The sequence below is a fragment of the Arthrobacter sp. D3-16 genome (assembly GCF_054408515.1).
Window position 1 is genome coordinate 1291097 of record NZ_CP096437.1, and the last position, 23800, is coordinate 1314896.

At 62.7% G+C, this 23800-nt stretch carries 28 protein-coding genes and 1 pseudogene; 15 read left to right on the forward strand and 14 right to left on the reverse strand.

The features are described from left to right. Positions 1 to 130: 130 nt before the first annotated feature. From secY to M1D32_RS06315, 11 genes are all read left to right on the forward strand, one after another. The gene (gene secY, locus M1D32_RS06265) at positions 131 to 1441 is read left to right on the forward strand and encodes a preprotein translocase subunit SecY (RefSeq protein ID WP_458781432.1); all 1311 of its coding nucleotides are present in this window, start codon (positions 131 to 133) and stop codon (positions 1439 to 1441) included. 5 nt (positions 1442 to 1446) lie between these two features. Continuing rightward, positions 1447 to 2016, forward strand: a complete 570-nt coding sequence (locus M1D32_RS06270) for an adenylate kinase (RefSeq protein WP_458782114.1) — start codon at positions 1447 to 1449, stop codon at positions 2014 to 2016. A 70-nt stretch (positions 2017 to 2086) separates the two neighbouring features. Continuing rightward, positions 2087 to 2914, forward strand: coding sequence for a type I methionyl aminopeptidase (gene map, locus M1D32_RS06275; protein ID WP_458781433.1), 828 nt, complete (start codon positions 2087 to 2089; stop codon positions 2912 to 2914). Positions 2915 to 2998: 84 nt separating this feature from the next. Further along, complete coding sequence (locus tag M1D32_RS06280; protein WP_458781434.1) at positions 2999 to 3934, forward strand: P1 family peptidase; 936 nt, start codon at positions 2999 to 3001, stop codon at positions 3932 to 3934. Between the two features lie 172 nt (positions 3935 to 4106). Beyond that, entirely contained in the window at positions 4107 to 4328 is a 222-nt protein-coding gene (gene infA / locus M1D32_RS06285) for a translation initiation factor IF-1 (RefSeq protein WP_009358723.1), read from the forward strand. 70 nt (positions 4329 to 4398) lie between these two features. After that, complete coding sequence (gene rpmJ / locus M1D32_RS06290; RefSeq protein ID WP_009358722.1) at positions 4399 to 4512, forward strand: 50S ribosomal protein L36; 114 nt, start codon at positions 4399 to 4401, stop codon at positions 4510 to 4512. 183 nt (positions 4513 to 4695) lie between these two features. Continuing rightward, complete coding sequence (gene rpsM, locus M1D32_RS06295) at positions 4696 to 5070, forward strand: 30S ribosomal protein S13 (RefSeq protein ID WP_003803743.1); 375 nt, start codon at positions 4696 to 4698, stop codon at positions 5068 to 5070. A gap of 54 nt (positions 5071 to 5124) precedes the next feature. Further along, positions 5125 to 5526, forward strand: coding sequence for a 30S ribosomal protein S11 (rpsK, locus tag M1D32_RS06300; RefSeq protein ID WP_018760435.1), 402 nt, complete (start codon positions 5125 to 5127; stop codon positions 5524 to 5526). 131 nt (positions 5527 to 5657) lie between these two features. Then, the gene (locus M1D32_RS06305) at positions 5658 to 6668 is read left to right on the forward strand and encodes a DNA-directed RNA polymerase subunit alpha (RefSeq protein WP_013601812.1); all 1011 of its coding nucleotides are present in this window, start codon (positions 5658 to 5660) and stop codon (positions 6666 to 6668) included. Positions 6669 to 6740: 72 nt separating this feature from the next. Continuing rightward, entirely contained in the window at positions 6741 to 7316 is a 576-nt protein-coding gene (gene rplQ, locus M1D32_RS06310; protein ID WP_458781435.1) for a 50S ribosomal protein L17, read from the forward strand. Positions 7317 to 7348: 32 nt separating this feature from the next. Further along, a complete protein-coding gene (locus M1D32_RS06315) occupies positions 7349 to 8239 on the forward strand; it encodes a tRNA pseudouridine synthase A (protein ID WP_458781436.1) in 891 nt (296 codons plus the stop codon). A 9-nt stretch (positions 8240 to 8248) separates the two neighbouring features. Here the strand turns inward: M1D32_RS06315 and M1D32_RS06320 are convergent, their stop codons facing one another. After that, entirely contained in the window at positions 8249 to 9916 is a 1668-nt protein-coding gene (locus M1D32_RS06320; RefSeq protein WP_458782115.1) for an ATP-binding protein, read from the reverse strand. Between the two features lie 277 nt (positions 9917 to 10193). Between M1D32_RS06320 and M1D32_RS06325 the strand changes: the two genes are divergently transcribed. Next, positions 10194 to 10988, forward strand: a complete 795-nt coding sequence (locus M1D32_RS06325; protein WP_458781437.1) for a response regulator transcription factor — start codon at positions 10194 to 10196, stop codon at positions 10986 to 10988. Between the two features lie 32 nt (positions 10989 to 11020). On the opposite strand, the gene M1D32_RS06330 is transcribed toward M1D32_RS06325, so the two are convergent. The 11 genes and pseudogenes from M1D32_RS06330 to M1D32_RS06380 all read right to left on the reverse strand — a co-directional run bounded on the left by M1D32_RS06330 (position 11021) and on the right by M1D32_RS06380 (position 19640). Then, positions 11021 to 11485 (reverse strand): Hpt domain-containing protein, encoded by a 465-nt coding sequence (locus M1D32_RS06330; protein WP_458781438.1) that lies wholly within the window; start codon positions 11483 to 11485, stop codon positions 11021 to 11023. Between the two features lie 93 nt (positions 11486 to 11578). Further along, the gene (locus tag M1D32_RS06335; RefSeq protein WP_458781439.1) at positions 11579 to 12463 is read right to left on the reverse strand and encodes a type II secretion system F family protein; all 885 of its coding nucleotides are present in this window, start codon (positions 12461 to 12463) and stop codon (positions 11579 to 11581) included. Positions 12464 to 12470: 7 nt separating this feature from the next. Then, positions 12471 to 13403, reverse strand: a complete 933-nt coding sequence (locus M1D32_RS06340; RefSeq protein ID WP_458781440.1) for a type II secretion system F family protein — start codon at positions 13401 to 13403, stop codon at positions 12471 to 12473. Between the two features lies 1 nt (position 13404). After that, positions 13405 to 14979 (reverse strand): CpaF family protein, encoded by a 1575-nt coding sequence (locus M1D32_RS06345; protein ID WP_458781441.1) that lies wholly within the window; start codon positions 14977 to 14979, stop codon positions 13405 to 13407. Beyond that, complete coding sequence (locus M1D32_RS06350) at positions 14979 to 16172, reverse strand: AAA family ATPase (RefSeq protein WP_458781442.1); 1194 nt, start codon at positions 16170 to 16172, stop codon at positions 14979 to 14981. Before M1D32_RS06350 ends, M1D32_RS06345 begins: the two co-directional genes overlap by 1 nt. Further along, on the reverse strand, positions 16169 to 16945 hold the full coding sequence (gene cpaB / locus M1D32_RS06355) for a Flp pilus assembly protein CpaB (protein ID WP_458781443.1): 777 nt from the start codon (positions 16943 to 16945) through the stop codon (positions 16169 to 16171). The genes M1D32_RS06350 and cpaB overlap by 4 nt, the downstream gene beginning before the upstream one ends. Before the next feature lie 41 nt (positions 16946 to 16986). Next, positions 16987 to 18012 carry a pilus assembly protein TadG-related protein gene (locus M1D32_RS06360; RefSeq protein ID WP_458781444.1) on the reverse strand — a complete coding sequence of 342 codons (1026 nt, stop codon included), beginning with the start codon at positions 18010 to 18012 and terminating at the stop codon, positions 16987 to 16989. Next, the gene (locus M1D32_RS06365) at positions 18000 to 18221 is read right to left on the reverse strand and encodes a hypothetical protein (protein WP_458782272.1); all 222 of its coding nucleotides are present in this window, start codon (positions 18219 to 18221) and stop codon (positions 18000 to 18002) included. Before M1D32_RS06365 ends, M1D32_RS06360 begins: the two co-directional genes overlap by 13 nt. 63 nt (positions 18222 to 18284) lie before the next feature. Beyond that, positions 18285 to 18539: pseudogene (locus M1D32_RS06370) on the reverse strand (TadE/TadG family type IV pilus assembly protein); the annotation flags it as partial. After that, positions 18490 to 18729, reverse strand: a complete 240-nt coding sequence (locus M1D32_RS06375; RefSeq protein WP_458781445.1) for a Flp family type IVb pilin — start codon at positions 18727 to 18729, stop codon at positions 18490 to 18492. The pseudogene M1D32_RS06370 and the gene M1D32_RS06375, both read right to left, overlap by 50 nt. A gap of 233 nt (positions 18730 to 18962) precedes the next feature. After that, a complete protein-coding gene (locus M1D32_RS06380) occupies positions 18963 to 19640 on the reverse strand; it encodes a prepilin peptidase (RefSeq protein WP_458781446.1) in 678 nt (225 codons plus the stop codon). Positions 19641 to 19923: 283 nt separating this feature from the next. Here M1D32_RS06380 and rplM point away from each other — a divergent pair, with 283 nt between their 5' ends. The 3 genes from rplM to glmM all read left to right on the forward strand — a co-directional run bounded on the left by rplM (position 19924) and on the right by glmM (position 22420). Further along, positions 19924 to 20367 (forward strand): 50S ribosomal protein L13, encoded by a 444-nt coding sequence (gene rplM / locus M1D32_RS06385; RefSeq protein ID WP_015937805.1) that lies wholly within the window; start codon positions 19924 to 19926, stop codon positions 20365 to 20367. A gap of 38 nt (positions 20368 to 20405) precedes the next feature. Then, positions 20406 to 20912 (forward strand): 30S ribosomal protein S9, encoded by a 507-nt coding sequence (gene rpsI / locus M1D32_RS06390; protein ID WP_050684362.1) that lies wholly within the window; start codon positions 20406 to 20408, stop codon positions 20910 to 20912. 146 nt (positions 20913 to 21058) lie between these two features. Next, positions 21059 to 22420 (forward strand): phosphoglucosamine mutase, encoded by a 1362-nt coding sequence (glmM, locus tag M1D32_RS06395; protein WP_458781447.1) that lies wholly within the window; start codon positions 21059 to 21061, stop codon positions 22418 to 22420. 64 nt (positions 22421 to 22484) lie between these two features. On the opposite strand, the gene mscL is transcribed toward glmM, so the two are convergent. Continuing rightward, a complete protein-coding gene (gene mscL / locus M1D32_RS06400) occupies positions 22485 to 22889 on the reverse strand; it encodes a large conductance mechanosensitive channel protein MscL (protein ID WP_458781448.1) in 405 nt (134 codons plus the stop codon). 23 nt (positions 22890 to 22912) lie between these two features. Next, positions 22913 to 23797: a M15 family metallopeptidase gene (locus M1D32_RS06405; protein WP_458781449.1), complete on the reverse strand. Its 885-nt coding sequence runs from the start codon at positions 23795 to 23797 to the stop codon at positions 22913 to 22915. Between the last annotated feature and the right edge of the window lie 3 nt (positions 23798 to 23800).

Here is a 23800-nt window from a genome sequence, read left to right on the forward strand (position 1 = left end):
TATTTTTCCCGCCATCCGCCGCATGCGCACTTTCACGGATTGTTCGCATGGCGCAAACAACCGTTAGACTCGGTTGTTGGGATTTATAGATCCCCATCACACCACTCTTTTAACACCACCAGGAGGACGCTTGCTTAGCGCATTTGGCCGGGCCTTTCGCACGCCTGATCTGCGACGCAAGTTGTTGTTCACGCTGGGAATCATCACCATCTTCCGCTTGGGTGCTTTCATTCCCTCGCCAGGTGTGGACTACCAGAATGTCCAGCAATGCTTGCAGAACGGTCAGACCGCAGGTGGCCTGTACCAGCTCGTTAACCTGTTCAGCGGCGGCGCGTTGCTCCAGGTGTCCATCTTTGCCCTCGGCATCATGCCCTACATCACGGCAAGCATCATCGTCCAGCTGCTCCGGGTGGTCATTCCCCGGTTCCAGCAGCTCTACGAAGAGGGCGCTTCCGGGCAGTCCAAGCTGACCCAGTACACGCGTTACCTCACCATCGCGCTGGGCCTGCTGAACGCCACCACCCTGGTTTCCCTGGCGCGGTCCGGGCAGCTTCTTCCCGGCTGCAACCTGCCGATCATCCCGGACACCAGCGTGATCACCACCATCCTGATCATCATCACCCTGACGGCCGGCACCGGTCTGATCATGTGGATGGGCGAGCTCGTCACCGAGAAGGGCGTGGGCAACGGTATGTCCCTGCTCATCTTCACGTCCATCGCTGCCACGTTCCCCACCTCCCTCGGCGCCATCTGGAGCTCGCAGGGTCCCGGAACGTTCTTCATGGTCCTTGTCATCGGCCTGCTGACCGTGGCCCTGGTGGTCTTCGTTGAGCAGTCGCAGCGCCGCGTGCCGGTGCAGTACGCCAAGCGGATGATCGGCCGCCGCACCGTGGGAGGTACCAGCACGTACATCCCCATCAAGGTCAACATGGCCGGCGTCATCCCCGTGATCTTCGCTTCCTCCATGCTGTACCTGCCGGGCCTGATCTCACAGTTCAACCAGCCGCGGCAAGGCGAGCAGATCCAGCCGTGGGTGGAATGGATCAACAACAACCTGGTCCGCGGTGACCAGCCAATCTACATGGTGCTTTACTTCGCCATGATCGTTTTCTTCACCTACTTCTATGTCGCGATCACCTTCAACCCTGAAGAGGTCTCGGACAACATGAAGAAGTACGGCGGCTTCATTCCAGGTATCCGGGCGGGCAAACCGACCGCGGACTACCTGCAGTACGTGCTGTCCCGGATCACCCTGCCAGGCGCCCTGTACCTGGGCTTCGTGGCGCTGATTCCGCTGGTGGCACTGGTACTGATCAACGCGAACCAGAACTTCCCGTTCGGTGGCACCTCGATCCTGATCATGGTGGGCGTTGGCCTGGAGACCGTCAAGCAGATTGATGCGCAGCTACAACAACGTCACTACGAAGGGCTTTTGCGATGACGAGAATGCTGATTATTGGACCTCCCGGTTCCGGAAAAGGAACGCAGGCAGAGCGGATCTCGGAGCGCCTCGGCGTTGTGGCGATCTCCACCGGCGATATCTTCCGTGCAAACGTAAAGGGCGAAACGCCGCTTGGCATCGAAGCCAAGAAGTACATGGACGCCGGCGACTTCGTTCCGGACAGCGTGACCAACAAGATGGTGCGCGACCGGCTCAGCGAGGCCGACGTCGAAAACGGCTTCCTGCTGGACGGCTACCCCCGCACCACGGCGCAGGTGGATTACCTCGATGAGATCCTCGCCAAGGGCGAAGAGAAGCTCGACGTCGTCCTGCAGCTGACTGCCGACGATGAGGAACTGGTACACCGCCTCCTCGGCCGGGCCAAGGAAACGGGCCGGAGCGACGACAACGAAGCCGTCATCCGCCACCGCCTGGACCTCTACCACGAGCAGACCGAAGCCGTGGTGGCCAAGTATGCCGAGCGCGGCATCCTCACCCAGGTGGACGGTATCGGCCCCATCGACGAGGTCACGGACCGCGTGATGCAGGCCATCAAGGCCGCACAGGCAGCCTGATCCAGGCAAAGCATTTCCGAGGCTCCTCCCGGTAAACGGGAGGAGCCTCAGCCATTTGAAAGGAAACACCATGGCCTTTGGCCAGCCCCGCATCGAATACAAAACCAACGCCCAGATGCGCACCATGCACGAAGCAGGCCTGGTCCTGAGCCGTGCCCTGGATGCAGCCGTTGCAGCAGCCGTTCCCGGAGTCACCACCAAGCACCTGGACGACGTGTTCGCTGCTGTGCTGAATGAAGCCGGCGCAAAGTCCAACTTCCTCGGCTACCACGGGTTCCCCGCCACCATCTGCACCTCCGTGAATGAGGAAGTGGTGCACGGCATCCCCGGCAGCCGCGTGCTCCGCGACGGCGACATCATCTCGATCGACGGCGGCGCGATTGTGAACGGTTGGCATTCGGACTCGGCGCGCACAGTTATTGTGGGCACCGCCGACCCCGAGGACCAGCGCCTTTCCGACGTCACCCGGGCAGCCATGTGGCGGGGCATCGCCGCACTGGCCACAGGCAAGCATGTGGGTGACATCGGCGCAGCCATCGACGACTACGTTTCATCCGTGCCGGGTAAGCCGCTGGGCATCCTCGAGGACTATGTGGGTCACGGCATCGGCTCGGAAATGCACATGGCGCCGGACGTGCTCAACTACCGCACCAGCCACCGCGGCCCCAAGATCCGTCCCGGCCTTTGCCTGGCGATCGAGCCCATGCTGGTCCGCGGCAGCATCGACACCGCAGTGCTGGAGGACGACTGGACCGTTGTCACCACCGACGGCCAGCGCTCCTGCCAGTGGGAGCACTCTGTGGCGGTCCACGACAAGGGCATCTGGGTGCTGTCAGCGCCCGACGGCGGCGCGGAGCACCTGGTGCCCCTCGGCGTCACCCCCGTCCCGATTCCGTAGCAGGGGCTTCGGGTTCGCCGGCGACCTGGAGCGTTTCCGGCGAACTTCACCTCGGACTACCCTCCCGGCAGGCACAATGAGCCTATGGGAGCAATCACTGACGTACCCGGCATCCGTGTCGGCCACGCCCAGAGGTCCGACGCCGGCTGGCTGAGTGGTGTGACGGTGGTCCTGCCCCCGCCTGGCACGGTTGGATCAGTGGACGTGCAAGGCGGCGGTCCGGCTACCCACGAAACGGACGCGCTTGATCCCACCGCCCTAGTCAGCGCTGTGGACGCCGTGGTGCTTACCGGCGGCAGCGCATACGGCCTGGCGTCCGCGTACGGGGCCCAGCGCTGGTGCGAGGAAAACGGCCGGGGCTTTGCGGTGCCCGGGGGCTTGGTCCCCATCGTCCCGGCAGCTGCGATCTTCGACCTCGGCCGCGGCGGTGACTTCTCGGCCCGTCCGACGGCGGACATGGGTTACGCTGCAACCGCCGCCGCCGCTGCAGAGAAGGACGGGCACGACGTCGGACGCGGCAACGTGGGTGCCGGCACCGGCGCGTTGCTGGCGCGAACCTATAAAGGCGGACTGGGTACGGCATCGATCACGCTCGAAAACGGCGTAGTTGTGGGGGCCGTTGCTGTTGTGAACGCGCTGGGACTGCCATTCGACCAGACCAAACCTGCAGGACCAGCACCGGTGAAAGCAACCACCACGACGAACACCACGCTGGTTGTTGTCGCAACGAACGGAGTCCTGGACGTGGCCGAGTGCAAGCGGACGGCCTCTGCCTCGCAGGCGGGGATTGCGAGGGCCCTGAATCCCTCCCACACCCTCGCTGACGGGGACACTGTCTTCTGCCTCGCAACCGGCACTGTGGCACTCGACCGGGCGGACGAAGCCGCGCGGCAGATCAGTCTTATTACGCTGCAAAGCGCAGCAGCCGACGTCGTCCGTTTGGCCATCCTTGACGGCGTGACCAGCGCGGAAGCCGTGAGCACTCCGTCCGGCGATTATGGTGCGTACGGCGCCCGGTAGGTTACTATTGCCGATTTAACTTTTACAGCGATACGGAGTAGTGTTGTTTGTTGGTTGTCTGGACTGCCACGCCCTTTTGGGGCCTGGAACTGACAATCGATCCAACAAAAACGTTCGTGGTCATGCCCGGTGCAATCCGGCAGGACTGCGGCAACAACAGTTAGCGGAGGGTATGGCCAAGAAGGACGGGGTCATTGAGATCGAAGGCGTTGTGACTGAGGCGCTGCCTAACGCGATGTTTCGCGTTGAGCTCACCAACAAGCACATCGTACTGGCACACATCTCTGGAAAGATGCGTCAGCACTACATCAGGATTCTCCCTGAGGACCGCGTAGTGGTGGAGCTGAGCCCGTACGACCTCACCCGTGGTCGTATCGTCTACCGCTACAAGTAAATTGCTGGGCGGCTTCAGTGCGAACTGATGGCCGCTCCAGTAGACCAACTGTTACACGCAAAGGAATGCCATGAAGGTCAAGCCGAGCGTCAAGCAGATCTGCGAAAAGTGCAAAGTGATCCGCCGTAATGGCCGGGTCATGGTGATCTGCGAGAACCCGCGCCACAAGCAGCGCCAGGGCTAATTTCCCTTCATCGGGAAATCCTGGGTTGCTAACCCACGCAAGTAAATAAAGGCAGCACAAGCTGATCTGGAACATTGAGCTCGAAAGAGTCCGGACAGCTAACCCCCGGTCGGAGGCTGGGGCCGTACAGAACGTGCGGGTGTACTGCCTACGACCTCCGGTTTATCAAGGAGTACTGCCACTATGGCTCGTCTCGCTGGCGTAGACATTCCCCGCGAAAAGCGGCTGGAAATTGCGCTTACTTACATCTACGGCGTGGGCAAGACCCGTGCACACGAAACCCTGGCTGCCACTGGCATCAGCGCTGACGTCCGCGTCAAGGACCTGACTGATGCACAGCTGGTTGAGCTGCGTGACTACATTGAAGGCAACTACAAGGTTGAGGGTGACCTTCGCCGCGAAGTAGCAGCAGATATCCGCCGCAAGGTTGAAATCGGCAGCTACGAAGGCCTGCGCCACCGCAAGGGCCTGCCCGTACGCGGACAGCGTACGAAGACCAACGCCCGTACCCGCAAGGGCCCGAAGCGCACCGTCGCCGGCAAGAAGAAGGCCCGTTAAAATCCCCGCCGGGATTAACGGAGCCTTCCCCAATAACTTTCTGTAGGAGAAATAATGCCCCCGAAGACTCGTGGCGCGGTTCGCAAGCCGCGTAAGAAGGACAAGAAGAATATCGCGCTTGGCCAGGCGCACATCAAGAGCACTTTTAACAACACCATCGTTTCCATCACGGATCCGAGCGGCGCTGTTATCTCTTGGGCTTCCTCAGGTGAGGTTGGCTTCAAGGGCTCGCGTAAGTCCACTCCGTTCGCTGCCCAGATGGCTGCCGAAGCCGCTGCCAAGCGCGCCCAGGAGCACGGCATGCGCAAGGTTGACGTTTTCGTCAAGGGACCGGGATCCGGACGCGAGACCGCGATCCGTTCGCTGCAGGCCGCAGGCCTCGAGGTTGGCTCCATTCAGGACGTCACCCCCGCTGCGCACAACGGCTGCCGCCCGCCGAAGCGCCGCCGCGTCTAAGGCTTTCCACGCCGCATGAGCTTGCCCGGACCGTCGATGGTCCGGGCAAGCCCAGCGCGTTAAGTCTTCAGACCGAATTTCCACCACCTGTGTTGCGTCATATAGCGGATGCTCGCCGAAAGGAAACCTAAGTGCTCATTGCACAGCGCCCCACCCTCTCCGAAGAGGTAGTTTCAGAAAACCGTTCGCGTTTCATCATTGAACCGCTGGAACCGGGCTTCGGATACACCCTCGGAAACTCCCTCCGCCGTACCCTGCTCTCCTCCATCCCCGGTGCTGCTGTAACCAGCATCCGGATCGATGGCGTGCTGCACGAGTTCACCACGGTTCCGGGTGTCAAGGAAGATGTCACTGAGATCATCCTGAACATCAAGAGCCTCTCGGTTTCCTCCGAGCACGATGAGCCGGTTGTCGCTTACCTGCGCAAGCAGGGCCCCGGAGTCGTCACCGCCGCGGACATCGCTCCGCCGGCCGGCGTCGAATTCCACAACCCGGATCTGCACATTGCCACGCTGAACTCGAAGGGCAAGTTCGAACTCGAACTGACCATCGAGCGCGGCCGCGGCTACGTTTCGGCAGCTCAGAACAAGTCCGGCGATGCAGAGATCGGCCGTATCCCGGTCGATTCCATCTACTCGCCGGTACTGAAGGTTACTTTCCGCGTGGAAGCAACCCGTGTTGAGCAGCGCACCGACTTCGACAAGCTGATTGTCGACGTCGAGACCAAGCAGGCCATCGCCCCGCGCGATGCTGTTGCTTCTGCAGGCACCACCCTGGTGGAGCTCTTCGGTCTGGCACGTGAGCTGAACACCGCAGCTGAAGGTATCGAGATCGGCCCGTCGCCCACCGACGCTGCCCTGGCAGCCGACATGGCCCTGCCGATCGAGGATCTGGACCTCACCGTCCGTTCCTACAACTGCCTCAAGCGTGAGGGCATCCACACCGTGGGTGAACTCGTTGCCCGCTCCGAGGCTGACCTGATGGACATCCGCAACTTCGGTGCCAAGTCCATTGACGAGGTCAAGGCAAAGCTGGTTGAACTGGGCCTGTCCCTCAAGGACTCGCCTCCCGGTTTTGACCTCGCAGCACGCGCCGCAGCAATCGAAGAGGACGACGCCGCCTTCGGCGACGACGAACTCTAAACCAGACCTTGGCCGGCGGGCAGGGCACCATGGTGTGCCCCGCCCACGGCTTCCATTTGAGGAGAAACAATTATGCCTACCCCCACTAAGGGTCCGCGCCTCGGAGGCGGCCCGGCTCACGAGCGCCTCATGCTCGCGAACCTGGCAGCATCCCTGTTCGAGCACAAGCGGATCACCACCACCGTGACCAAGGCCAAGCGCCTGAAGCCGTACGCAGAGCGCCTGGTGACCTTCGCCAAGCGTGGCGACCTCGCTTCCCGCCGCCGCGTTCTCGGCCTGATCAGCAACAAGGGCGTCGTCCACGAGCTGTTCACCGACATCGCCCAGGCTGTGGAGAACCGCGACGGCGGCTACACCCGCATCACCAAGATCGGCAACCGCAAGGGCGACAACGCTCCCATGGCTGTCATCGAGCTCGTTCTCGAGCCGGTTTCCGCTAAGCAGGCTGTCGTCGCTGAGGCTACCCAGGCTGCTGCTAAGGCTGCTCCGGCTGCCGAGGAAGCTCCCGAGGGTGAGGTTGCCGAGACCGAAGCTGCTGAAGCTCCGGCCGAGGCTCCTGCTGAGGACGCTGCAACCGAAGAGGCTGCAACCGAAGAGGCTCCGGCCGCTGAGGAAGCTCCCGCAGCCGAGGAAAAGGACGCGAAGTAATTCGCTGATTTTCTTCGCTTAGACTTAAGTCTATGAACGACCAAAAACCCGCGGCCCCCGTATTGGGGGGCGGCGGGTTTTTGCGTGTCCGGCTCGATATGTCGTACGACGGCGGCCCCTTCAGCGGGTGGGCGTTGCAGCCGGGCCTGCGGACTGTCCAGGGCGTTCTGGAGGAGGCCCTGCATCTGCTCCTTCGGCGTGCCGTCCGAGTGACTGTTGCCGGGCGCACCGACGCCGGCGTGCATGCCCGCGGCCAAGTGGTCCACCTGGACCTGACGGAAGCCGAGTGGCAGGGCCTGCCGCGCGGGCACGAACTGGATCCCGCCGTCGCAATGCTCCGCAGGATCCGTGGTGCGCTGAGCCGCATCCTCGGGGATCTGACCGGAGCAGTGGAAGTACACAGGATCTCGCTGGCGCCCCCCGGCTTCGATGCCCGCTTCTCGGCCCTGTGGCGGCGCTACAGCTACCGCATCGCCGACGGCCCCACCCTGTGGGATCCGCTGGGCCGGTACTCCACCCTGTGGCACAAGAACCCGCTGGACGTCTCCCTGCTGAACGAGGGCGCTGCCAAGCTCCTCGGGCTGCAGAACTTCCTGTCGTTCTGCAAGCCCCGTGAGGGAGCCACTACCATCCGCGAGCTCCAGCGCTTCGAATTCACCCGGGCGGAGGACGGCGTCATCGTGGCCACCGTCCAGGCCGACGCCTTCTGCCACAACATGGTGCGCGCGCTGATCGGCTCGGCTCTGTATGTGGGGGAGGGCGTGGAGGAACCGGGCTGGCTCCACGAACGGTTGCTCGCCAAGAAGCGGGATGCCAAGTCCGTGCTGGCCGCCCCGCACCCGCTGGTGCTGGAAGAAGTGGCCTACCCGTCCGACGACGAGCTTCTGGCCCGCGCGGAGCTCACCCGGGCGCTGCGGGAGTAATCCCCACCTTCAGAAAGCGGGCGGCGGACCCTCCGCGGGCAGGGTCAGCGTGAACGTGCTCCCCTGACCTTGCCCGCTGCTGCACGTGATGTGCCCACCGTGGCGCTCCACGATCATCTTGGTGATGGACAGGCCCAGGCCCGCGCCGGCGATGGCCGCCCCCTTGGCTGACTCCGTCCGGAAGAAGCGCTTGAAGACCCTGGTGGTGTCCTCGCTGCTGATCCCCATCCCGGTGTCGCTGACACTCAGCTGCACCCACTCGTCGGTGCTGCGGGCGCTGATGCTCACCTTCCCGCCACCGGGGGAGTACTTGATGGCGTTGGAGACCAGGTTGTCCAGCGCCTGCCCGATCCGCAGCGGGTCCGCGTAGGCCCACAAAGGTGAGGGGACGTCCGCGGTGAGCCGGACGTTCGCATGCTCGGCCTGGGCCTGGGCAGAGCCGATGGAGGTTTCCACGAGGCTGGCGAGGTCGGTGCGTTTGGGATGAACGTTCAGTGCGGCAGACGCCGAAGCAGACAGGTCCGCCACCAGGGCCAGCAGTCGCTCGGCGTTCCGCTGAACCACCAGCAGGCGCTGGGCTACCTGCGGCGGCAGGGCGGCGACGTCGTCGAGTACCAGGTCCACGTTGCCGATGACGGAATTCAGCGGCGTTTTGAACTCGTGCGTCACGTTGGACACCAGCTCCTGGTTCGCCGCCAGGGCTTCCACCCAGCCGGTGACATCGCTGTAGACCACTACGGCACCGTTGAACTGGCCGTCCTCGCCGACGAGGGGCCGGGCCGCCGTCGAAACTGCCCGCTGCTCCGTTCCCTCGCCGGCCCACACCAAATAGTCGGCGAAGGACTCCCCGGCGATGGCGCGGCTGATCGGACGCTTCTCCGGCGGCAGCAGGGTCCGCCTGTCCTGCCCGAAGATCAGTTGGTGGCCCTGGCCGGGCACGGCGTCGTCGGCACCTGTTGCCCGCCGGAAGCTCCGCTGCCGGTCGTTGGCCACAAGGAAGTGGCCGGCACGGTCGACGGCGGCAATCCCGACGTCGGTGGCGTCCAGAACCGTCTGGAGCAGCTTTTCACGCTCCCGGCTCTCGCGGAGCAGCTTCCGAAGCTCCTTGTCCTTCTCCGCCAGTTCGCGCTGCTGCAGCCGGACGTGCATGCTCGCGAACCTGATGGCGAGGGAAACCGAGAACATCATGAGGGGAAACAGCAGCGTGGTGGTGATGTCCGAGGGCGTCAGGTTGGGGAACCGCCCGGCCAGCGAGGGAACCATGATGAGCATGGGGCCGAAGAAACTGAGGACGAGGCTGCTCCGGGCCAGCATGCCCGAGGCGGAAAGCCAGATCACCGGGAACACCGCCAGGACGGCAAGTCCCGGGAGGAGAGGTGCGGCGCCGTTCCGGAGAAGCCCGATCGCGACGAAGTCGAGGATGGGGACCAGCAGGTACGGACGGTGCGCCAGCCGCTCCCATGGAACGAGCAGGCAGCCGAGGAAGAGGATGCCGGTGAGGAAGATCCCGGCCAGGAAGAGTGGGCTGTGCAGCAGCGCGGGCCAGGCGAACGGGGTGGCAACCGCGAGTGCGGCCACGATCAAGGTCAGGGGCAGTTGGCACAGGGCAACCTGCGCGCGCGGCCCGAGCCGCTGGAAGAAGCGCGCCGGCCCGCGAGGGAAAAGCCGCTCAGCCATGACCCCGGCGATGGCCATGGCTCAGGATACGAATCAGGCCTTGGTGGATCGCCAGCTGAAAATCCGCCGGCTGTGCGTCCGCAATGCTGCTGGGCACCATGGCACATCCTCTCCGGCTCGTAATCCACATACTTGTCATAATAATTGACTTTTCGGATGCAATGTTGAAAGAGATGTCATCATCTCGGGTTACTTGTAGCGTATAAAGGGTTGGAGCGGGTATGGGCATTGGCGCTGGGCTAATGGGGGGCCATAACCGCCTGGCTCAGGGATATCAATGGACGATCTTGGTGTGGCTGTAGTAATTGAAGACGATGCCGATGTGCGCAACCTCCTCGAAGGGGTGTTGAGCCAGGCGGGCTTCGAGGTGCATACAGCGGTTGACGGGCGGGCCGGAGTGGAAGTGGTCCGGAACAAGCAGGCAAATGTGGTGACGCTGGACATCGGGCTGCCGGACATCGACGGCTTCGAAGTGCTGCGCCGGATCCGCAATTTCAGCAACGCCTACGTGGTGATGCTGACCGGCAGGACCGAAGAGCCGGACCTGTTGTCCGCCCTTAATGCCGGTGCTGACGACTACATTGCCAAGCCGTTCCGGCCCCGCGAGCTGCGGGCACGGGTGGCGGCGATGATGCGGAGGCCCCGGCACGAGGTGGACGGGCAGAAACCGGTGTCTTCCGTATGGGGGGCGGCGCCGGCCGCCGCTGTTGCGGCCGCCAGGCTGGAGGATTCCGCGGTCCTGCACCACAACGGCCTGGCGCTGAACCACCGGACACGCACGGTGGAAATCAAAGGGGAGCCGCTGGGGCTGACGCGAAGCGAGTTCGATCTGCTCCACGTCCTCCTGCGCGGCGGCGGGGCGGTTTGCACCCGCGCCGATCTTGTCCGGGCAGTGCGCGGCGACTTCTACGGCGAGGACACCTACATCAGCGAGGCGGACGAGCGCGCTGTTGAGGTCCACATCGGAAACCTGCGGCGGAAGCTGAAGGAAGATTCGGTGGCACCGCGCTGGCTTCAGACCGTGCGGGGCGTCGGGTACAGGCTGGCGCCGAGCAGGCCGGACGCTGTCTAGGCTGTGCGGAGCAAAGCAGGGCGCCGGGACGGCTAGCCGTTCTTGAGGATGTACGTCGCCTGGAGTTCGGATACCGTCTGGCCGCCATCCCGGGCAACCCGCTCCATGAGAGCCTGGCCCTGGCCGAAGTCGCCCCGGCGGATCAAAACTTCCAGCAGTTCGGCCAGTTTCGCCAGGCGCATCCCGCCCACCATTGCCGAGCTGATCTTCAGGCTGATGACGGCATCGAGGGCGGATTCGCTGTCCTGCCTGTCCACCGCTGCCGCAAGCCGTTCGCAGCGCTGGTCCCACATCGCGGCGTAGTCGCGGGCGAAGCGCTGGGCGAGACCGGAACCGGCAAGCTCGTCTTCGAGCTCCTCCAGCACTGCCGCGTCAACGAACGGCAAGAGCCCAGCCGCTTCCTGCGAGAGCCCGGAACCGGTACCCGGTGCGATCCCGGGCTGCGGTGGATTCGCAGCTGCGCCCCTGTCGCTGGAGCCGGGATCTGGACTTTGCATTCTTCAAGGCTACTTCCTGGTAGTAGTTGGTTGTCCTATTTCGGGTGATCCTGTGTAAACCTTGAGACATGACCGCGGCAAAACCCGTGCCCTCTATTGCCCGCTGAATGTCTCTATGGTGTTGATGACTGCCGGTCCGAGAATCGCAATAAAGAGAACCGGAAAAATGAAGAACAGCAGCGGGAACAGGATCATGACGGGCAGTTTCATGGCCTTCTCTTCAGCGCGTTGGCGACGTTTTACCCGCATGACTTTTGCCTGAACGCGAAGGACCCGGCTGATGGCGATGCCGTAGGTGTCCGCCTGGACCACGGCTTGAACGAAACTGCGCAGCTCCGGAACATTCGTGCGCTCAGCGAGGGCGAGGTACGACTCCCGGCGGCTGCGGCCCACCTGCATGTCCTGCAGGGTCCGCACCAGTTCCTCTGCAAGGGGGCCCTTGCCGTTCTCGCCGGCACGAGCCATGGCACCTTCAAAGCCAAGCCCTGCTTCAACCGAGATCAGCATCTGGTCGAGGGTGTTGGCCAGCTCCAGCTGCATGACTTTCTGCCGTTCCTGCCCTTTGCTGTAGAGGAGCAGGTCAGGGATGAAGTAGCCCAGGATCAGGACGAACAGTCCCACGAGCTTGATGAGCGGCGTCGTTCCGACAGAACTCAGCCATAGCCCGACGAGTCCGCCGATCAGGCCAAGTGCAGGTTTGGCAGCCAGAACCCGGCCCAGGGGAAGGTTGGCGGGGCGCCCAGCCAGCGAAAGCAGGTGGTCGAGTTTCTGGACATAAGCCGTAGGAGTGAGGCGGCGGCCAATTTTCTCGAGAGAGCCGCCGGTGGTCTTCTTTTCCACGTCTGCCCGGTGGGCACCACGGGAGAGAATGTCGCGGGCCACGGCCTCGCCCTTTTTGTCCCTGGAGAGCAGGGACCAGGCAAGGTAGGCGACCGGCAGGCAAATCATGAGGAGGCCGAGGATTAGCAGAGGATTCATCGTGTCCTCAGAACTTCAAGTCAATGATCTTGCGCATCCACAGCCCGCCGATGGTCATCATGATGATCGAGGCGATGATCATGATCCACCCCAGGACCGTGGAAACCATCTTGTCCATGTAGCCCGGACTGACCAGCATGAGCATTGCGACGATGCCGATGGGAAGGGCCATGAGGATGTAAGCGGAGAATTTTCCTTCCGCGGCAAGGGATTTGATGTGGCCTTTGATTTCGTTGCGCTCGCGGATGGTCTCGTTGACCTGGTCCAACACTTCAGCCAGGTTGCCGCCAACCTCCCGGTTAATCTGGATCGCCTGGCTGATCCACACGAAGTCTTCACTGCGCATGCGTTCGGCAGTGTCATTCAACGAAGTGAGCAGGTCCCGTCCCAAACTGGTTTCTGAAACAATGCGGCGCATCTCCTCGGAAGTAGGCGCCTGTGACTCGTTTGCCGCGGCATCGATGGCGCGTAGGATGCTGTGCCCGGCGCGGAGGCTGCCCGAGAGCAGCTGCAGGGTGTCACCCAACTGGTCATCAAACCTGGTCCGTCTTTTGCCCGTGAGGAAGCCCAGCACCAGGCGGGCGATGAACGGTGCTGCAATGACCAGGAGGATGGCGAGGGCGGGGCCCGCCACGACGAGGCCCATCAGGGCACCCACGAAGGCACCAATGAGCACCAAAAGCAGGAAATCGGCCTGGCTGAGGCGCAGCCCCGCATTTTCGAGGACTTCCCGGTTGAAGTAACGGACATTCCGCTTGGCGAGGACGTGCTCAATTCCCTGGACAGCTGATCCTGCAAACCGAGTCAGTTGGGAGTCTGACTCGGCGCGGAATGGCCGACGGCGATCCAGCGGCACCGTCGGGGCTCCTGGAATGATTAGTGCCACGCTTGCAAGGGCTATGGCGGCGAGGAAAAGGATGATTCCCATCGTCAAGATCACGTCATTGCCTTCCGCTGGAGGCCAACGGAATGCCAAAAACACCTGCCGAGACGTGGATTCCCATGTCTTCGAAGCGGTCGATGAAGCGTGGCCGGATGCCCGTGGGGATGGGTGAACCAAGGAAGCGTCCGTGCTGGTCCACACCCGCGGAGTAGTCGAACACGAAGGCGTCCTGGAGGGTCACGATGTCACCCTCCATGCCCTGGACCTCGGTGACGTGGGTGATGCGGCGCGTGCCGTCCCGGAGACGGGATATCTGGATGATGAGGTTAACGGCGGAAGCGATCTGCTCGCGGATAGCCCGCAGGGGCAGGTCCATTCCGGCCATCAGCACCAGGGTTTCCAGACGTGCGACGGCGTCGCGGGGGGAGTTGGAGTGGACCGTGGAGAGTGAACCATCGTGGCCGGTGTTCATGGCCTGAAGCATGTCCAGGGATTCTCCGCCACGGACCTCGCCCACCACGATGCGGTCGGGACGCATACGCAGTGAATTTCGAAGCAACTCACGGATGGTGACCTCGCCTTTACCTTCGGTATTGGGTGGCCGGCTTTCCAACCGCACAACGTGCTCCTGCTGGATTTGAAGTTCCACGGCATCCTCGATGGTCACGATGCGCTCGTTGGTGGGCAGGAACGACGAGAGAACGTTGAGCAACGTGGTTTTACCGGTGCCAGTACCGCCAGAGACGATGATGTTCAGCTTGGCTTTGACGCACGCGTTCAGCAGTTCCGCCATTTCCGGTGTCAGCGTGCCGAAATCGATGAGGTTCTGTACCGTCAGGGGAACTTTGCTGAACTTACGGATGGTCAGCGAAGAGCCTCCCACGGCCAGAGGAGGTATCACGGCATTCACGCGGGAGCCGTCTTCCAGCCGCGCGTCAACCAAAGGGGAGGACTCGTCAATGCGCCGCCCCACCTTGGACACGATGCGCTCGATGACTTTGCGCAGGTGTTCCTCAGAACTGAACCGCGATTCGCTGAGGGTCAGCTTCCCTTTGCGTTCGACATAGATCTGGTCCATGCGGTTGACCATGATTTCGGTAACCGCCGGATCATCCAGCAACCGCTGCAACGGGCCATAACCGAGGACGTCGTCGGCCACGTCCGCGACAAGGCGGGAACGCTCGTCTGCGGTCAATGGAACCTGCTCAGTGTCGATGATGCGGCTGAGTTCTTCGCGGGCAGTGCTTCGCAGCTCTTTTTCGGTAATTGAGGAGTCGTTGAAGCGGGCGCCCATCCGTTCGAAAAGAGCAGTCGCCGCCCTTTGCTTAAGAGCAGCGAATGCGTCTACCGGCTGTTGGGTCCTCGGCTTGAACACTTCGTGCTGCGGAGCTGGCAGCTGGAAAGGCTTTCCTGCCGGCTGGTGCTGGCCCGAGTCCGGTCGCTCGGCGTCAGGGCCGAGAAAAGGAGTATTGACCGCCGGTTGTGCATCGGCGGCAGCGACAGTATCGGCAGTCGTTGGGGCAACGTCCGCCGGGGCGGTGGAGGGAACCGCCAAGGAGCCCAGGCTCGTCGTTGCGGCAGCGGCCCGTTGTGCTTCTGTCTGGGCCGCCTGAATGCGTTCGGAGAGCTTCATCAGACCACCACCCGCCGGTGGTTTCTCCGCTGGCCCTTTTCCCGTCCATCGCCGCTGAACCGCTCCACAAGTTGGTTGAGTCCCTTGACTGCAGGATCCTTCTTGGTGTCCTGGAGTACCGGAACGCCGCGATTGGTGGAAAATGCAACGGCACGGGAGCGGGGAACGCTGACATCGACCGGAGCGCCGATGGTCGATTCCACGTCCTGGACGGAGAGCCCGCATTTGGCGTCCGCCATGTTCAGGACCACGTGCCTGCCCTCGGGCAGAATATCGAGCTGGCGGAGGACGTCCAGCCCGGAGCGCAGGCCTCGGACGCTGGGGATGTCCATTGCGCTGACCCACACCACGTCCGTGCAGGCCTCCATGGCTGCCAGTCCTATTTCCGGCAATCCGGGGGCGGTGTCGACGACAACGTACTGGAACTCTTCCGCAAGCTGCTCCAGCAGCCGGGTGACCTGTTCAGGGGTTATGTGGTCTGCTTCCACGGGGTTATCAGGTGCGCACAGGGCATAGATGCTCGAAGGGTGCACCGTGAGGAATGCCTTGAGCACCAGGGTATCCTGGCTCGCCGCAGGGGAGACTGCGTCCGTCACAGTATGCTCCGGGTTGAGGTAGAGACCGGAGGCAATGTCGCCGAACTGCAGGTCAAGGTCCACCACCACCACGCTCATGGGCGCCACTTTGCCAAGGCCTACGGCGAGGTTCGTGGCGATGGTTGTCTTCCCGACTCCGCCTTTGGGGGAGAAGACGCCAATCACCCGTCCCTTGCCGCTTTGGGCCTGTTGCGGCTGACCCATGCGGTGGCGGCTGGCGAAGGACTGGCAGGCGCGCTCCAGGAGCACCCGCATCTGGGCGGGGTCGGCGGACGGGCTGAGGATGTCACGGACACCGGCACGCATGGCCTGCAGGATGAACTCCGGGTCGGGCTCACTGACCAGCAGCACCGTAAGTTCCGGCACCTGAACGTCGAGTACGGTGGCCAGGCGGATTGCCTCGTCCATGGGGACGTCCGGCCCGAGAACGAGGACCTCAGGTTGTTCCTGGTTGAGCTGCGCAAACAGGTCATAGGGACCGGCGGGCAGGACATTCGTGAAGAATGTCTGCACGCCGCCTTGGAGACCGCCCGCCACGGCCTGCCTCAGGCGGGCGTCAAAATCGGTGTTGGGTGTGATCAGGACGAAGCGGCTCACTTGTAGACCTCACTCCGCTGAATGATCCGGGGACCGCTGTCAGTAGCGTCCGTGGGCTCTTTGCTGAGCCACATTTTGGCGTACTCAGCGGCGAAGACGATCTTGGCTGCGTCGACATCAGTGACGGCGACCGTCAGCATCAGGGAGCCCGTTGGCAGGGTAGTGTCCTTCGGGTCGGCCGCGTTGGGATCGGCGCTCGCCGTAGGCGTGGGGGCGGACGCCGGGGCTGCTTCGGGTGCCCGTTGGACAGCAGTGACGAGCGCCTTGCGCACGGTCAGCTTGGTGGTCTCCTTGTCGGCCTTAGCTTCCAGTCCACCTTCCTCCATGGACACGAAGACGCCCACATGGTCGCCAGGGGCGAGCCGCCCGCCAACGACTCGGTCCGGCTCAAGCTGGAAGGAGACTTCCTGCAGTCCGGCCGGAACTTCCACGGATCCTGACGTCTTAAGCTCCTCGGGAGCGACCAGCCGTTCGGAGACAAGCTGTTCCCCGGGAACGAGGTCGACGGCGGCTACCTTGCCTGCTGCGCTCTGGAGGGAATCCAACGATGTGCCAGTCACGGCCGCTGCCGGAAGCTGCTCGGTAGCCAGCGAAACCGCCATGGACTCGACAGGAGTGCCTGCGGGAATCGCCGTCTTCACGACCAAAACCGCCACAGGCTCGAGGTCCTTGACAGCTCGTTGGTCGGCACCCTGGGCATACGAAACAATCAAGAACGCGCCGACGATGGCAAGAACTACCGCTGCCGCTCCTGCCAACAATCGAGACTTCACTTACTGCTCCTGGGGATTATCGAATACGGACGTGCGTTGGATTAGCTGGTTAGTTCTACGACAGTCGCGCCGTAAGGACTGACGGGCCCCAGCTTGTAGCCGTCAGCCAGCGAAACGTACTCAACAAACTTGCCAATGATGCCGCGGCAATTGCCTTTGCAGTGCAAATCTGTGTCGGATGAAGATGCATTGTTGTAGACCAGCGGGAGCTTATCCGCGCCGCTGAAGGCCCACCCCTGCACGTTGAATGAGGCAAAGGCCAACAGGTCGTAGGACGCCCCGGCACCGGTTCCGCTGATGTCCTCATACACGGGCAGCAGGACGGTGACAGTTTTTCCGGCGCCGATGTCGGCAGCCCACTTATCCAAGACGGCATCGCAGTTTGAGGGACCATCGTTGCCGGTGTTGCTGCCGCTTTCATTGGTAGCAAGGTCGACAATGCCGCCGCACTGCCCAGGGTCCTGAACAATCCAGCCGAAGCCGCCTGGTACCGTTTTTCCGGCCGGCCCGAGAGCACAATCCGCATTCTTATCCGCGGAATGGTTTTGGAGCAGTTGCGTCGCACCGCCCACCATCCCGGCAACTTGGCAGACCGAGAATGCCAGAGGGAAGGGCGTGGTGCCCTCGACAGGGCTGCCCCAACGTACGCTCGATGATGCTGATACCTCGGAACTGGGAAATCCCAAGACCCCGGCGAAGAACATGGACACACTGTTCGTGGTGGCGCCGGCTTCTTTTGCGCCTGCTGTCACGTGGACGGTACGGCCAGGCTTGTCGAGGTTGACGACCCTCACATTGCTGAGGCTGTCTAATGCGTTCTTATTGGCCAGTTCTGCAGCCATCGGTGATGTTGACGAGCAGTTCGTGTCGGCTTCATTCTTGGCACACTTCTGGGCCACCATGAGGGCGGCTGCATCTGCTCCATTTTGGAGTTGCGCCCGTTCCGAATATAGCTTTGCGACGTCGATGGAGAGGGCAGCGGAGCCGAGCAGCACCACCATGAGTATGGCGACAACGACGGCTATTCCTCCCCGTTCATCTTTACCCGTGGCTGCTAGCCGCCGCACAGCATCGTTCCTTTCCCTGTCATGGCGAACGGTCCTGCAATACCGGTCATCGTGCTGAGGTTGTAGCTGATGGTGACCGTTGTTTGTGCGTCTGCCGGGCAGGCGACTTGGCTGAAGGCGATATTGCCATCCACAAGTGCCGGGTTGAGGTGAGAGGCGGCACTCTTTGCTGCCGTACGAGCGGTGTCCTGGTCTTTATTGATGGCCATGCTGCGGGCGCCTTCGCGGGCTGCGTTTGTAAGTGACACTTGTACGTTGTAGGCCCTGCCGAATTCCAGGATGCCTAGGAGGATCAGTATGAGGACCGGTACTAGGAGCGCAAATTCGACTGCTGCAGCGCCGCGTTCTGACGTCTTCGGCATCAGTACGCACGCTCCAAAGGGTGAGAGGAAGGACACTTCGAAAAGAACTGTAGGGGTAACGGCTAAAAGACTGTTACCCCTACGGTTGGTCGTAGGTTCTGCGACGTCAGTGGTCCTACAGGGTCGTCCGTGGCGCGCAGGTGTCCCCACCCGACGCGACCACATCGGTGAATGTTCCTCCGTTGATTGAGCACTGGGTCTTAGTGAAGGCGTCTTTCATACCACCGCCGAGGAGCGTGACGGCAGCGATGATAACGACTGCGATGAGCGCGACCATGATGCCGTATTCAACAGCGGTGGCACCTTTTTCGTCGCGGCGGATGCGGGCGGCGGTGTTAGAGAAGAAAGCAAGCATTTGAAACTCCTGAGCGAGTGAGGGAGAGCTGGTCCAGCACCAGTTCCTAGTCAAAGCTAGGCGTTGATTTCTGCAAAAACCGGATGTTTGCAGCATCTTGAGCGAAGATTTCCCGCACTGGGTATTTCCTGCGCTTGTCCTGCGTTAATTCTGCTTTTCAAGCTTCGGTTTGACAGCTGTTGAGGGAAAAGTTGCTATAAGTTTGAGGCGGGTTTTGCCGCCTAAAAGTCCTTCTATTGCGCCACAAAGGTGGTGCTCAGGAGCGCAGCCAGCATAGAGGGACCGAAAGCGACCTCGGCATTCTTTCTGGCTCCCTTTGTTGCAACCAGAATGACGGAGGCAAGGCCACCCAGTACGAACCCGAGCGTACCGCCGTAAAACAACTGGCCCCAGCCCAAGTACCCCAGAAAAAGGCCCACCGGGGCCGCAAGCTTCACGTCACCCATTCCGATGCCGCTTGGTGAGACAAGTGCCAGGACCAGATAGACAAGGAAGAGGATGGCGGCCCCCGCGATCGCGCGCACCAGGTCCGCCCAACCCGCGGAGGCCGAACTGCTGACTCCAAAGAAGGCAAGGCCGGCGATGAGTAGGGCCAGAACCAGGGGATTCGGCAAGAGGTGGTGAGCGAGATCGATTCGTGCCAACTGCACAGCGAGCACCGCAAGGGCCAGGAAAGCCGGAAGGGACCAGTCCATCCCCATACGCAGTGTTAGGGCGGCGCAGAGCGCAGCGGTGACAGCCGCCGTCGTAATTCTGGTCCTGGTTGAGGGAAGTCCGCCAAGGCGAGAGAGTTGGCGGGCGATCAGCAATTCAGTGATGGGGGAGAGGACACACCCAAGCAGGCCGGCGCCAAGGATGAAGAACCAGCCGGCAAAGCCATCGCTGCCCCAAAACGCCACTGCAACCCCCACTAGCATCAGGCCGGCGGGAACTGAGGCATCGTCCGGCTACCCCATTTTGACCCTGAACCCCTTAACGCGCTAATCTTGGTAGTCGTTGTGCGTGTCCTATTCCGATGGTGCGTGCCCGCTGAGGATCCGGTTGCAGGATAACTACTCAACGTGCACATTCGGAACCACAGGATGACTGGTTACATAGAGCCCTCACCTCTGTTCCGGTAGCGCGCAGAAAGTAGGTGCCCACCCCTGAGTGGCTCCTAAACAAGAACGCCAGAACAAGAACGAGGCAAACACCGTGCGTACGTACACCCCGAAGCCCGGCGATATCAACCGCCAGTGGCACGTCATTGACGCCACAGACGTTGTCCTTGGTCGTCTCGCGAGCCAGACCGCAATCCTGCTGCGCGGCAAGCACAAGGCCACCTTTGCATCCCACATGGACATGGGCGACTTCGTCATCATCATCAACGCTGAAAAGGTTGCCCTGACCGGCGCCAAGCTGGAGCAGAAGCGCGCTTACCGCCACTCCGGCTACCCGGGCGGCCTGACCTCCGTCAACTACGCGGAACTGCTGGAATCCAACCCGGTCCGCGCCGTTGAGAAGGCCATCAAGGGCATGCTCCCCAAGAACTCCCTCGCTGCCCAGCAGCTGGGCAAGCTGAAGGTGTACCGCGGTGCAGAGCACCCCCACGCCGCCCAGCAGCCCAAGACTTTCGAAATCACCCAGGTCGCCCAGTAGTCCTGGCCACCAAACAACTTATCTATACAAGGAGAATCGTGGCTCAGAACGAAGAGACCACCGAAGCCGTAGAGGCTGAGGAAACCCTGACCAGCTACACCTCTGAAAGCTCAGCTGCTGACGCCGCTGCGCCGAAGAAAGAGCGCCCGGCACTGACCGTTGCCGGCGCAGCTGTTGGCCGCCGCAAGGAAGCCGTTGCACGCGTTCGCGTTGTTCCCGGCTCCGGCAAGTGGACCATCAACGGCCGTGCGCTGGACAACTACTTCCCGAACAAGCTGCACCAGCAGGACGTCAACGAGCCCTTCAAGATCCTTGATCTCGAAGGCGCCTACGACGTCATCGCCCGCATTCACGGCGGCGGCATCTCCGGCCAGGCCGGTGCACTGCGCCTCGGCATCGCCCGTTCCTTGAACGAGATCGACGTCGAGAACAACCGCGCCACCCTGAAGAAGGCTGGCTACCTGTCTCGCGACGCCCGCGTCATCGAGCGTAAGAAGGCTGGCCTCAAGAAGGCCCGTAAGGCTCAGCAGTACTCCAAGCGCTAAATCCGCTTACACAGAAGCCCGTCCCGCCATTGGCGGGGCGGGCTTTTTGTTGTTGGCGGCAAGAGCATTCTCCAGCGCTTCTAGGCGTTACAGCCGTCTCACCTGCCGTTTGAAGTCCTTCAGCACCCATCCTCTACACTTGACCGGTGTCTAGATTATTTGGAACTGATGGTGTCCGGGGGCTGGCGAACGGTCTGTTGACTGCTGAGCTCGCCATGCAGCTGGCCCAGGCGGCCGCCGTCGTACTTGGCCACGACCGCAACTCCAACGGGTCCCGGCCGCGCGCCGTGGTGGCCCGCGACCCGCGCGCCAGCGGCGAGTTCATCGCCGCGGCGGTGGAGGCGGGGCTCTCCAGCTCCGGCGTTGACGTTTATGACGCCGGTGTCCTTCCCACTCCCGCTGCCGCCTATCTCGTCGCGGATCTGGATGCGGACTTCGGCGTGATGATCTCCGCCTCCCACAACCCGGCACCGGACAACGGCATCAAGTTCTTCGCCCGCGGCGGCCAGAAACTTCCCGACGACGTCGAGGACGCCATCGAGGCCCAGATGTCCAAGGAAGCCGTCCGCCCGGTCGGCGCCGACGTCGGACGCATCCAGCGCTTCTCCGACGCCGAGGACCGCTACATCGTCCACCTCCTCCAGACCCTGCCTCACCGGCTGGACGGCCTCAAGGTTGTCCTGGACTGCGCCCACGGCGCCGCCAGCGGCTGCTCGCCCCAGGTGTTCAAGGACGCCGGTGCGGACGTCATAGTCATCGGTGCAGACCCGGACGGCCACAACATCAACGACGGCGTCGGCTCCACCCACCTGGAATCCCTCAAGGAAGCCGTCGTCACATACGGCGCGGACTTGGGCATCGCGCACGACGGCGACGCGGACCGCTGCCTTGCTGTGGACCACGAGGGCAACGAGGTGGACGGCGACCAGATCATGGCCATCCTCGCGGTCGCGCTGAAAGCCTCGGGCAAGCTCAGGGACGATGTCCTGGTGGCCACCGTCATGAGCAACCTGGGCCTCAAGATCGCGCTCCGCGACGCGGGCATCAACATCCGCGAAACCGCCGTGGGGGACCGCTACGTCCTGGAGGAAATGCGCGACGGCGGTTTCAACCTGGGTGGGGAACAGTCCGGCCACGTGATCTTCGCAGACCACGCCACCACCGGCGACGGTGTGCTCACCGGGCTGCAGCTCGCCGCCCAGATTGCCCTTACCGGCAAGCCGCTCAAGGAACTCGCCACGGTGATGACCAAGCTGCCTCAGGTACTCATCAACGTCAAGGGCGTGGACCGCGCCGGCGTAAAGAGCAATGAGGTCCTTGCCCAGGCCGTGGCCGCAGCCGAAGCCGCACTTGGTGACACCGGCCGCGTCCTGCTTCGTCCCTCCGGCACAGAGCCCGTGGTGCGCGTGATGGTAGAGGCAGCGGATGAAGAGACAGCCCAGTCCATCGCCGAACACCTTGCCCAGGTAGTCCGGGCAGAACTCGCTTTGGAACTCGTCTCCGAGTAGGTCCTAAACATCAAAGTGGCCCGTCTCCAGCAGGAGGCGGGCCACTTTGCGTTGTTCGAAAAAGTCAGGGCGTGCGGCTCTTCAGGGCGTCCCGAATCTCGGTGAGCAGGGCGATCTGGGGGTCCTCGGCGGACTCCTCCTTCACGTCCTGGCCGATTCCCAGCCTGCGGTTGCGGCGTTCAATCATGAGGTTCATCGGCATCACCACAACGAAGTAAATGGCCGCGGCGATCAGGAGGAAATTGACGATTGCGGTCAGCAGGACCCCGAATTCGATGAAATTGCCGTTGAAATTCACCCTTGCGAAGCTGTCGAAGTTCGGCGAACCAGTCAGCCCGGCAATGAAAGGCATGAGCACCTTGTTCACGAGTGCCGTCACCACCGCGCCAAAGGCGGTTCCAATAACGACGGCGACGGCAAGGTCAATGACATTGCCCTTCATGATGAAATTCTTGAATCCACTAAGCATGGAAACCACGCTAACTCATCGCGTCAGGGATACCCCGGAGCCGCTTCCACGCCGAAGTACTCCTCCAGGGTGAAGATGCCGCGGTTCGCCATGTCCGTCGCCGCCTCCACGCCGATATACCGCAGGTGCCACGGTTCGTAGTAGTACCCCGTGACCGGGTGGAACATCCACGGGTACCGCACCACGAACCCGAACCGGTGTCCGTTGGCCTTTGCCCATACCGCAGCGGGCTGGTCCGCGAAGCACGGCTGGAACCCGCAAACGCCGTTACCGTCGGCGATGTCGAAGGCCCAGCCCGTCTGGTGTTCCGAGTGTCCCGGTCTGGCGCTTGCTGTATCGGCGTCGGCCTGGCCGCGCGAGGCGACATAGCCGTTGTAGGTGGCCACCTGAGTGCCGTAGGAGCGGTAGCCGCTTGCCAGCACCATCGCTACGCCGTCCCGCGCGGCCGCAGCGAACATGGCCTCGGCCGCGGCCGCCGTCGTACTGTTCAGCAGCGCCGCCTCACCGGACACGGTCATTGCGACGGCGGGCCGGACCAGGTCAGCCGGCACATAGTCCGCCGGCACCAGCGGCCGATGCTTGTTGACCACCAGCCAGGGGCTCGCCGGGTCAGTCAGGGAGAACTGCCGCGGCAGGCCGGAGGAGGGCGACGGCGTCGGGGACGGCTCCGGGGGCGGGGGAGCAGCCGTCGTGGTTTCCGCCGTCGGAATGGGAGAGGCGGAGGCCGACGGAGAAAGCGCAGGTGAAGCAGAGGGCGTGCCGGACGACGGCGCCGCCGCCCCGGGTGCCTCCGGCGTGCAGGCAGCCAGCACCGTGAGTCCTGCCCCCGCCGCGAGGAACCGGGCGAAGGTGCGCCGGCTGGTCGCTGCCTGCCCGGAAGTGTCGGAAGGAGCGCAGTCGTAGCACACCTG

Coding starts and splice junctions, on each gene's coding strand:
- M1D32_RS06335 (WP_458781439.1), bottom strand. CDS start 12,463: ATGAATCCTCTGCTAATCCTCGGCCTCCTCATGATTTGCCTGCCGGTC.
- M1D32_RS06330 (WP_458781438.1), bottom strand. CDS start 11,485: ATGCAAAGTCCAGATCCCGGCTCCAGCGACAGGGGCGCAGCTGCGAAT.
- map (WP_458781433.1), top strand. CDS start 2,087: ATGGCCTTTGGCCAGCCCCGCATCGAATACAAAACCAACGCCCAGATG.
- rpmJ (WP_009358722.1), top strand. CDS start 4,399: ATGAAGGTCAAGCCGAGCGTCAAGCAGATCTGCGAAAAGTGCAAAGTG.
- M1D32_RS06280 (WP_458781434.1), top strand. CDS start 2,999: ATGGGAGCAATCACTGACGTACCCGGCATCCGTGTCGGCCACGCCCAG.
- M1D32_RS06315 (WP_458781436.1), top strand. CDS start 7,349: ATGAACGACCAAAAACCCGCGGCCCCCGTATTGGGGGGCGGCGGGTTT.
- rpsM (WP_003803743.1), top strand. CDS start 4,696: ATGGCTCGTCTCGCTGGCGTAGACATTCCCCGCGAAAAGCGGCTGGAA.
- infA (WP_009358723.1), top strand. CDS start 4,107: ATGGCCAAGAAGGACGGGGTCATTGAGATCGAAGGCGTTGTGACTGAG.
- M1D32_RS06365 (WP_458782272.1), bottom strand. CDS start 18,221: ATGGCCATCAATAAAGACCAGGACACCGCTCGTACGGCAGCAAAGAGT.
- M1D32_RS06270 (WP_458782114.1), top strand. CDS start 1,447: ATGCTGATTATTGGACCTCCCGGTTCCGGAAAAGGAACGCAGGCAGAG.
- M1D32_RS06375 (WP_458781445.1), bottom strand. CDS start 18,729: ATGCTTGCTTTCTTCTCTAACACCGCCGCCCGCATCCGCCGCGACGAA.
- rplQ (WP_458781435.1), top strand. CDS start 6,741: ATGCCTACCCCCACTAAGGGTCCGCGCCTCGGAGGCGGCCCGGCTCAC.
- M1D32_RS06345 (WP_458781441.1), bottom strand. CDS start 14,979: ATGAAGCTCTCCGAACGCATTCAGGCGGCCCAGACAGAAGCACAACGG.
- mscL (WP_458781448.1), bottom strand. CDS start 22,889: ATGCTTAGTGGATTCAAGAATTTCATCATGAAGGGCAATGTCATTGAC.
- rpsK (WP_018760435.1), top strand. CDS start 5,125: ATGCCCCCGAAGACTCGTGGCGCGGTTCGCAAGCCGCGTAAGAAGGAC.
- M1D32_RS06325 (WP_458781437.1), top strand. CDS start 10,194: ATGGACGATCTTGGTGTGGCTGTAGTAATTGAAGACGATGCCGATGTG.
- M1D32_RS06320 (WP_458782115.1), bottom strand. CDS start 9,916: ATGGCTGAGCGGCTTTTCCCTCGCGGGCCGGCGCGCTTCTTCCAGCGG.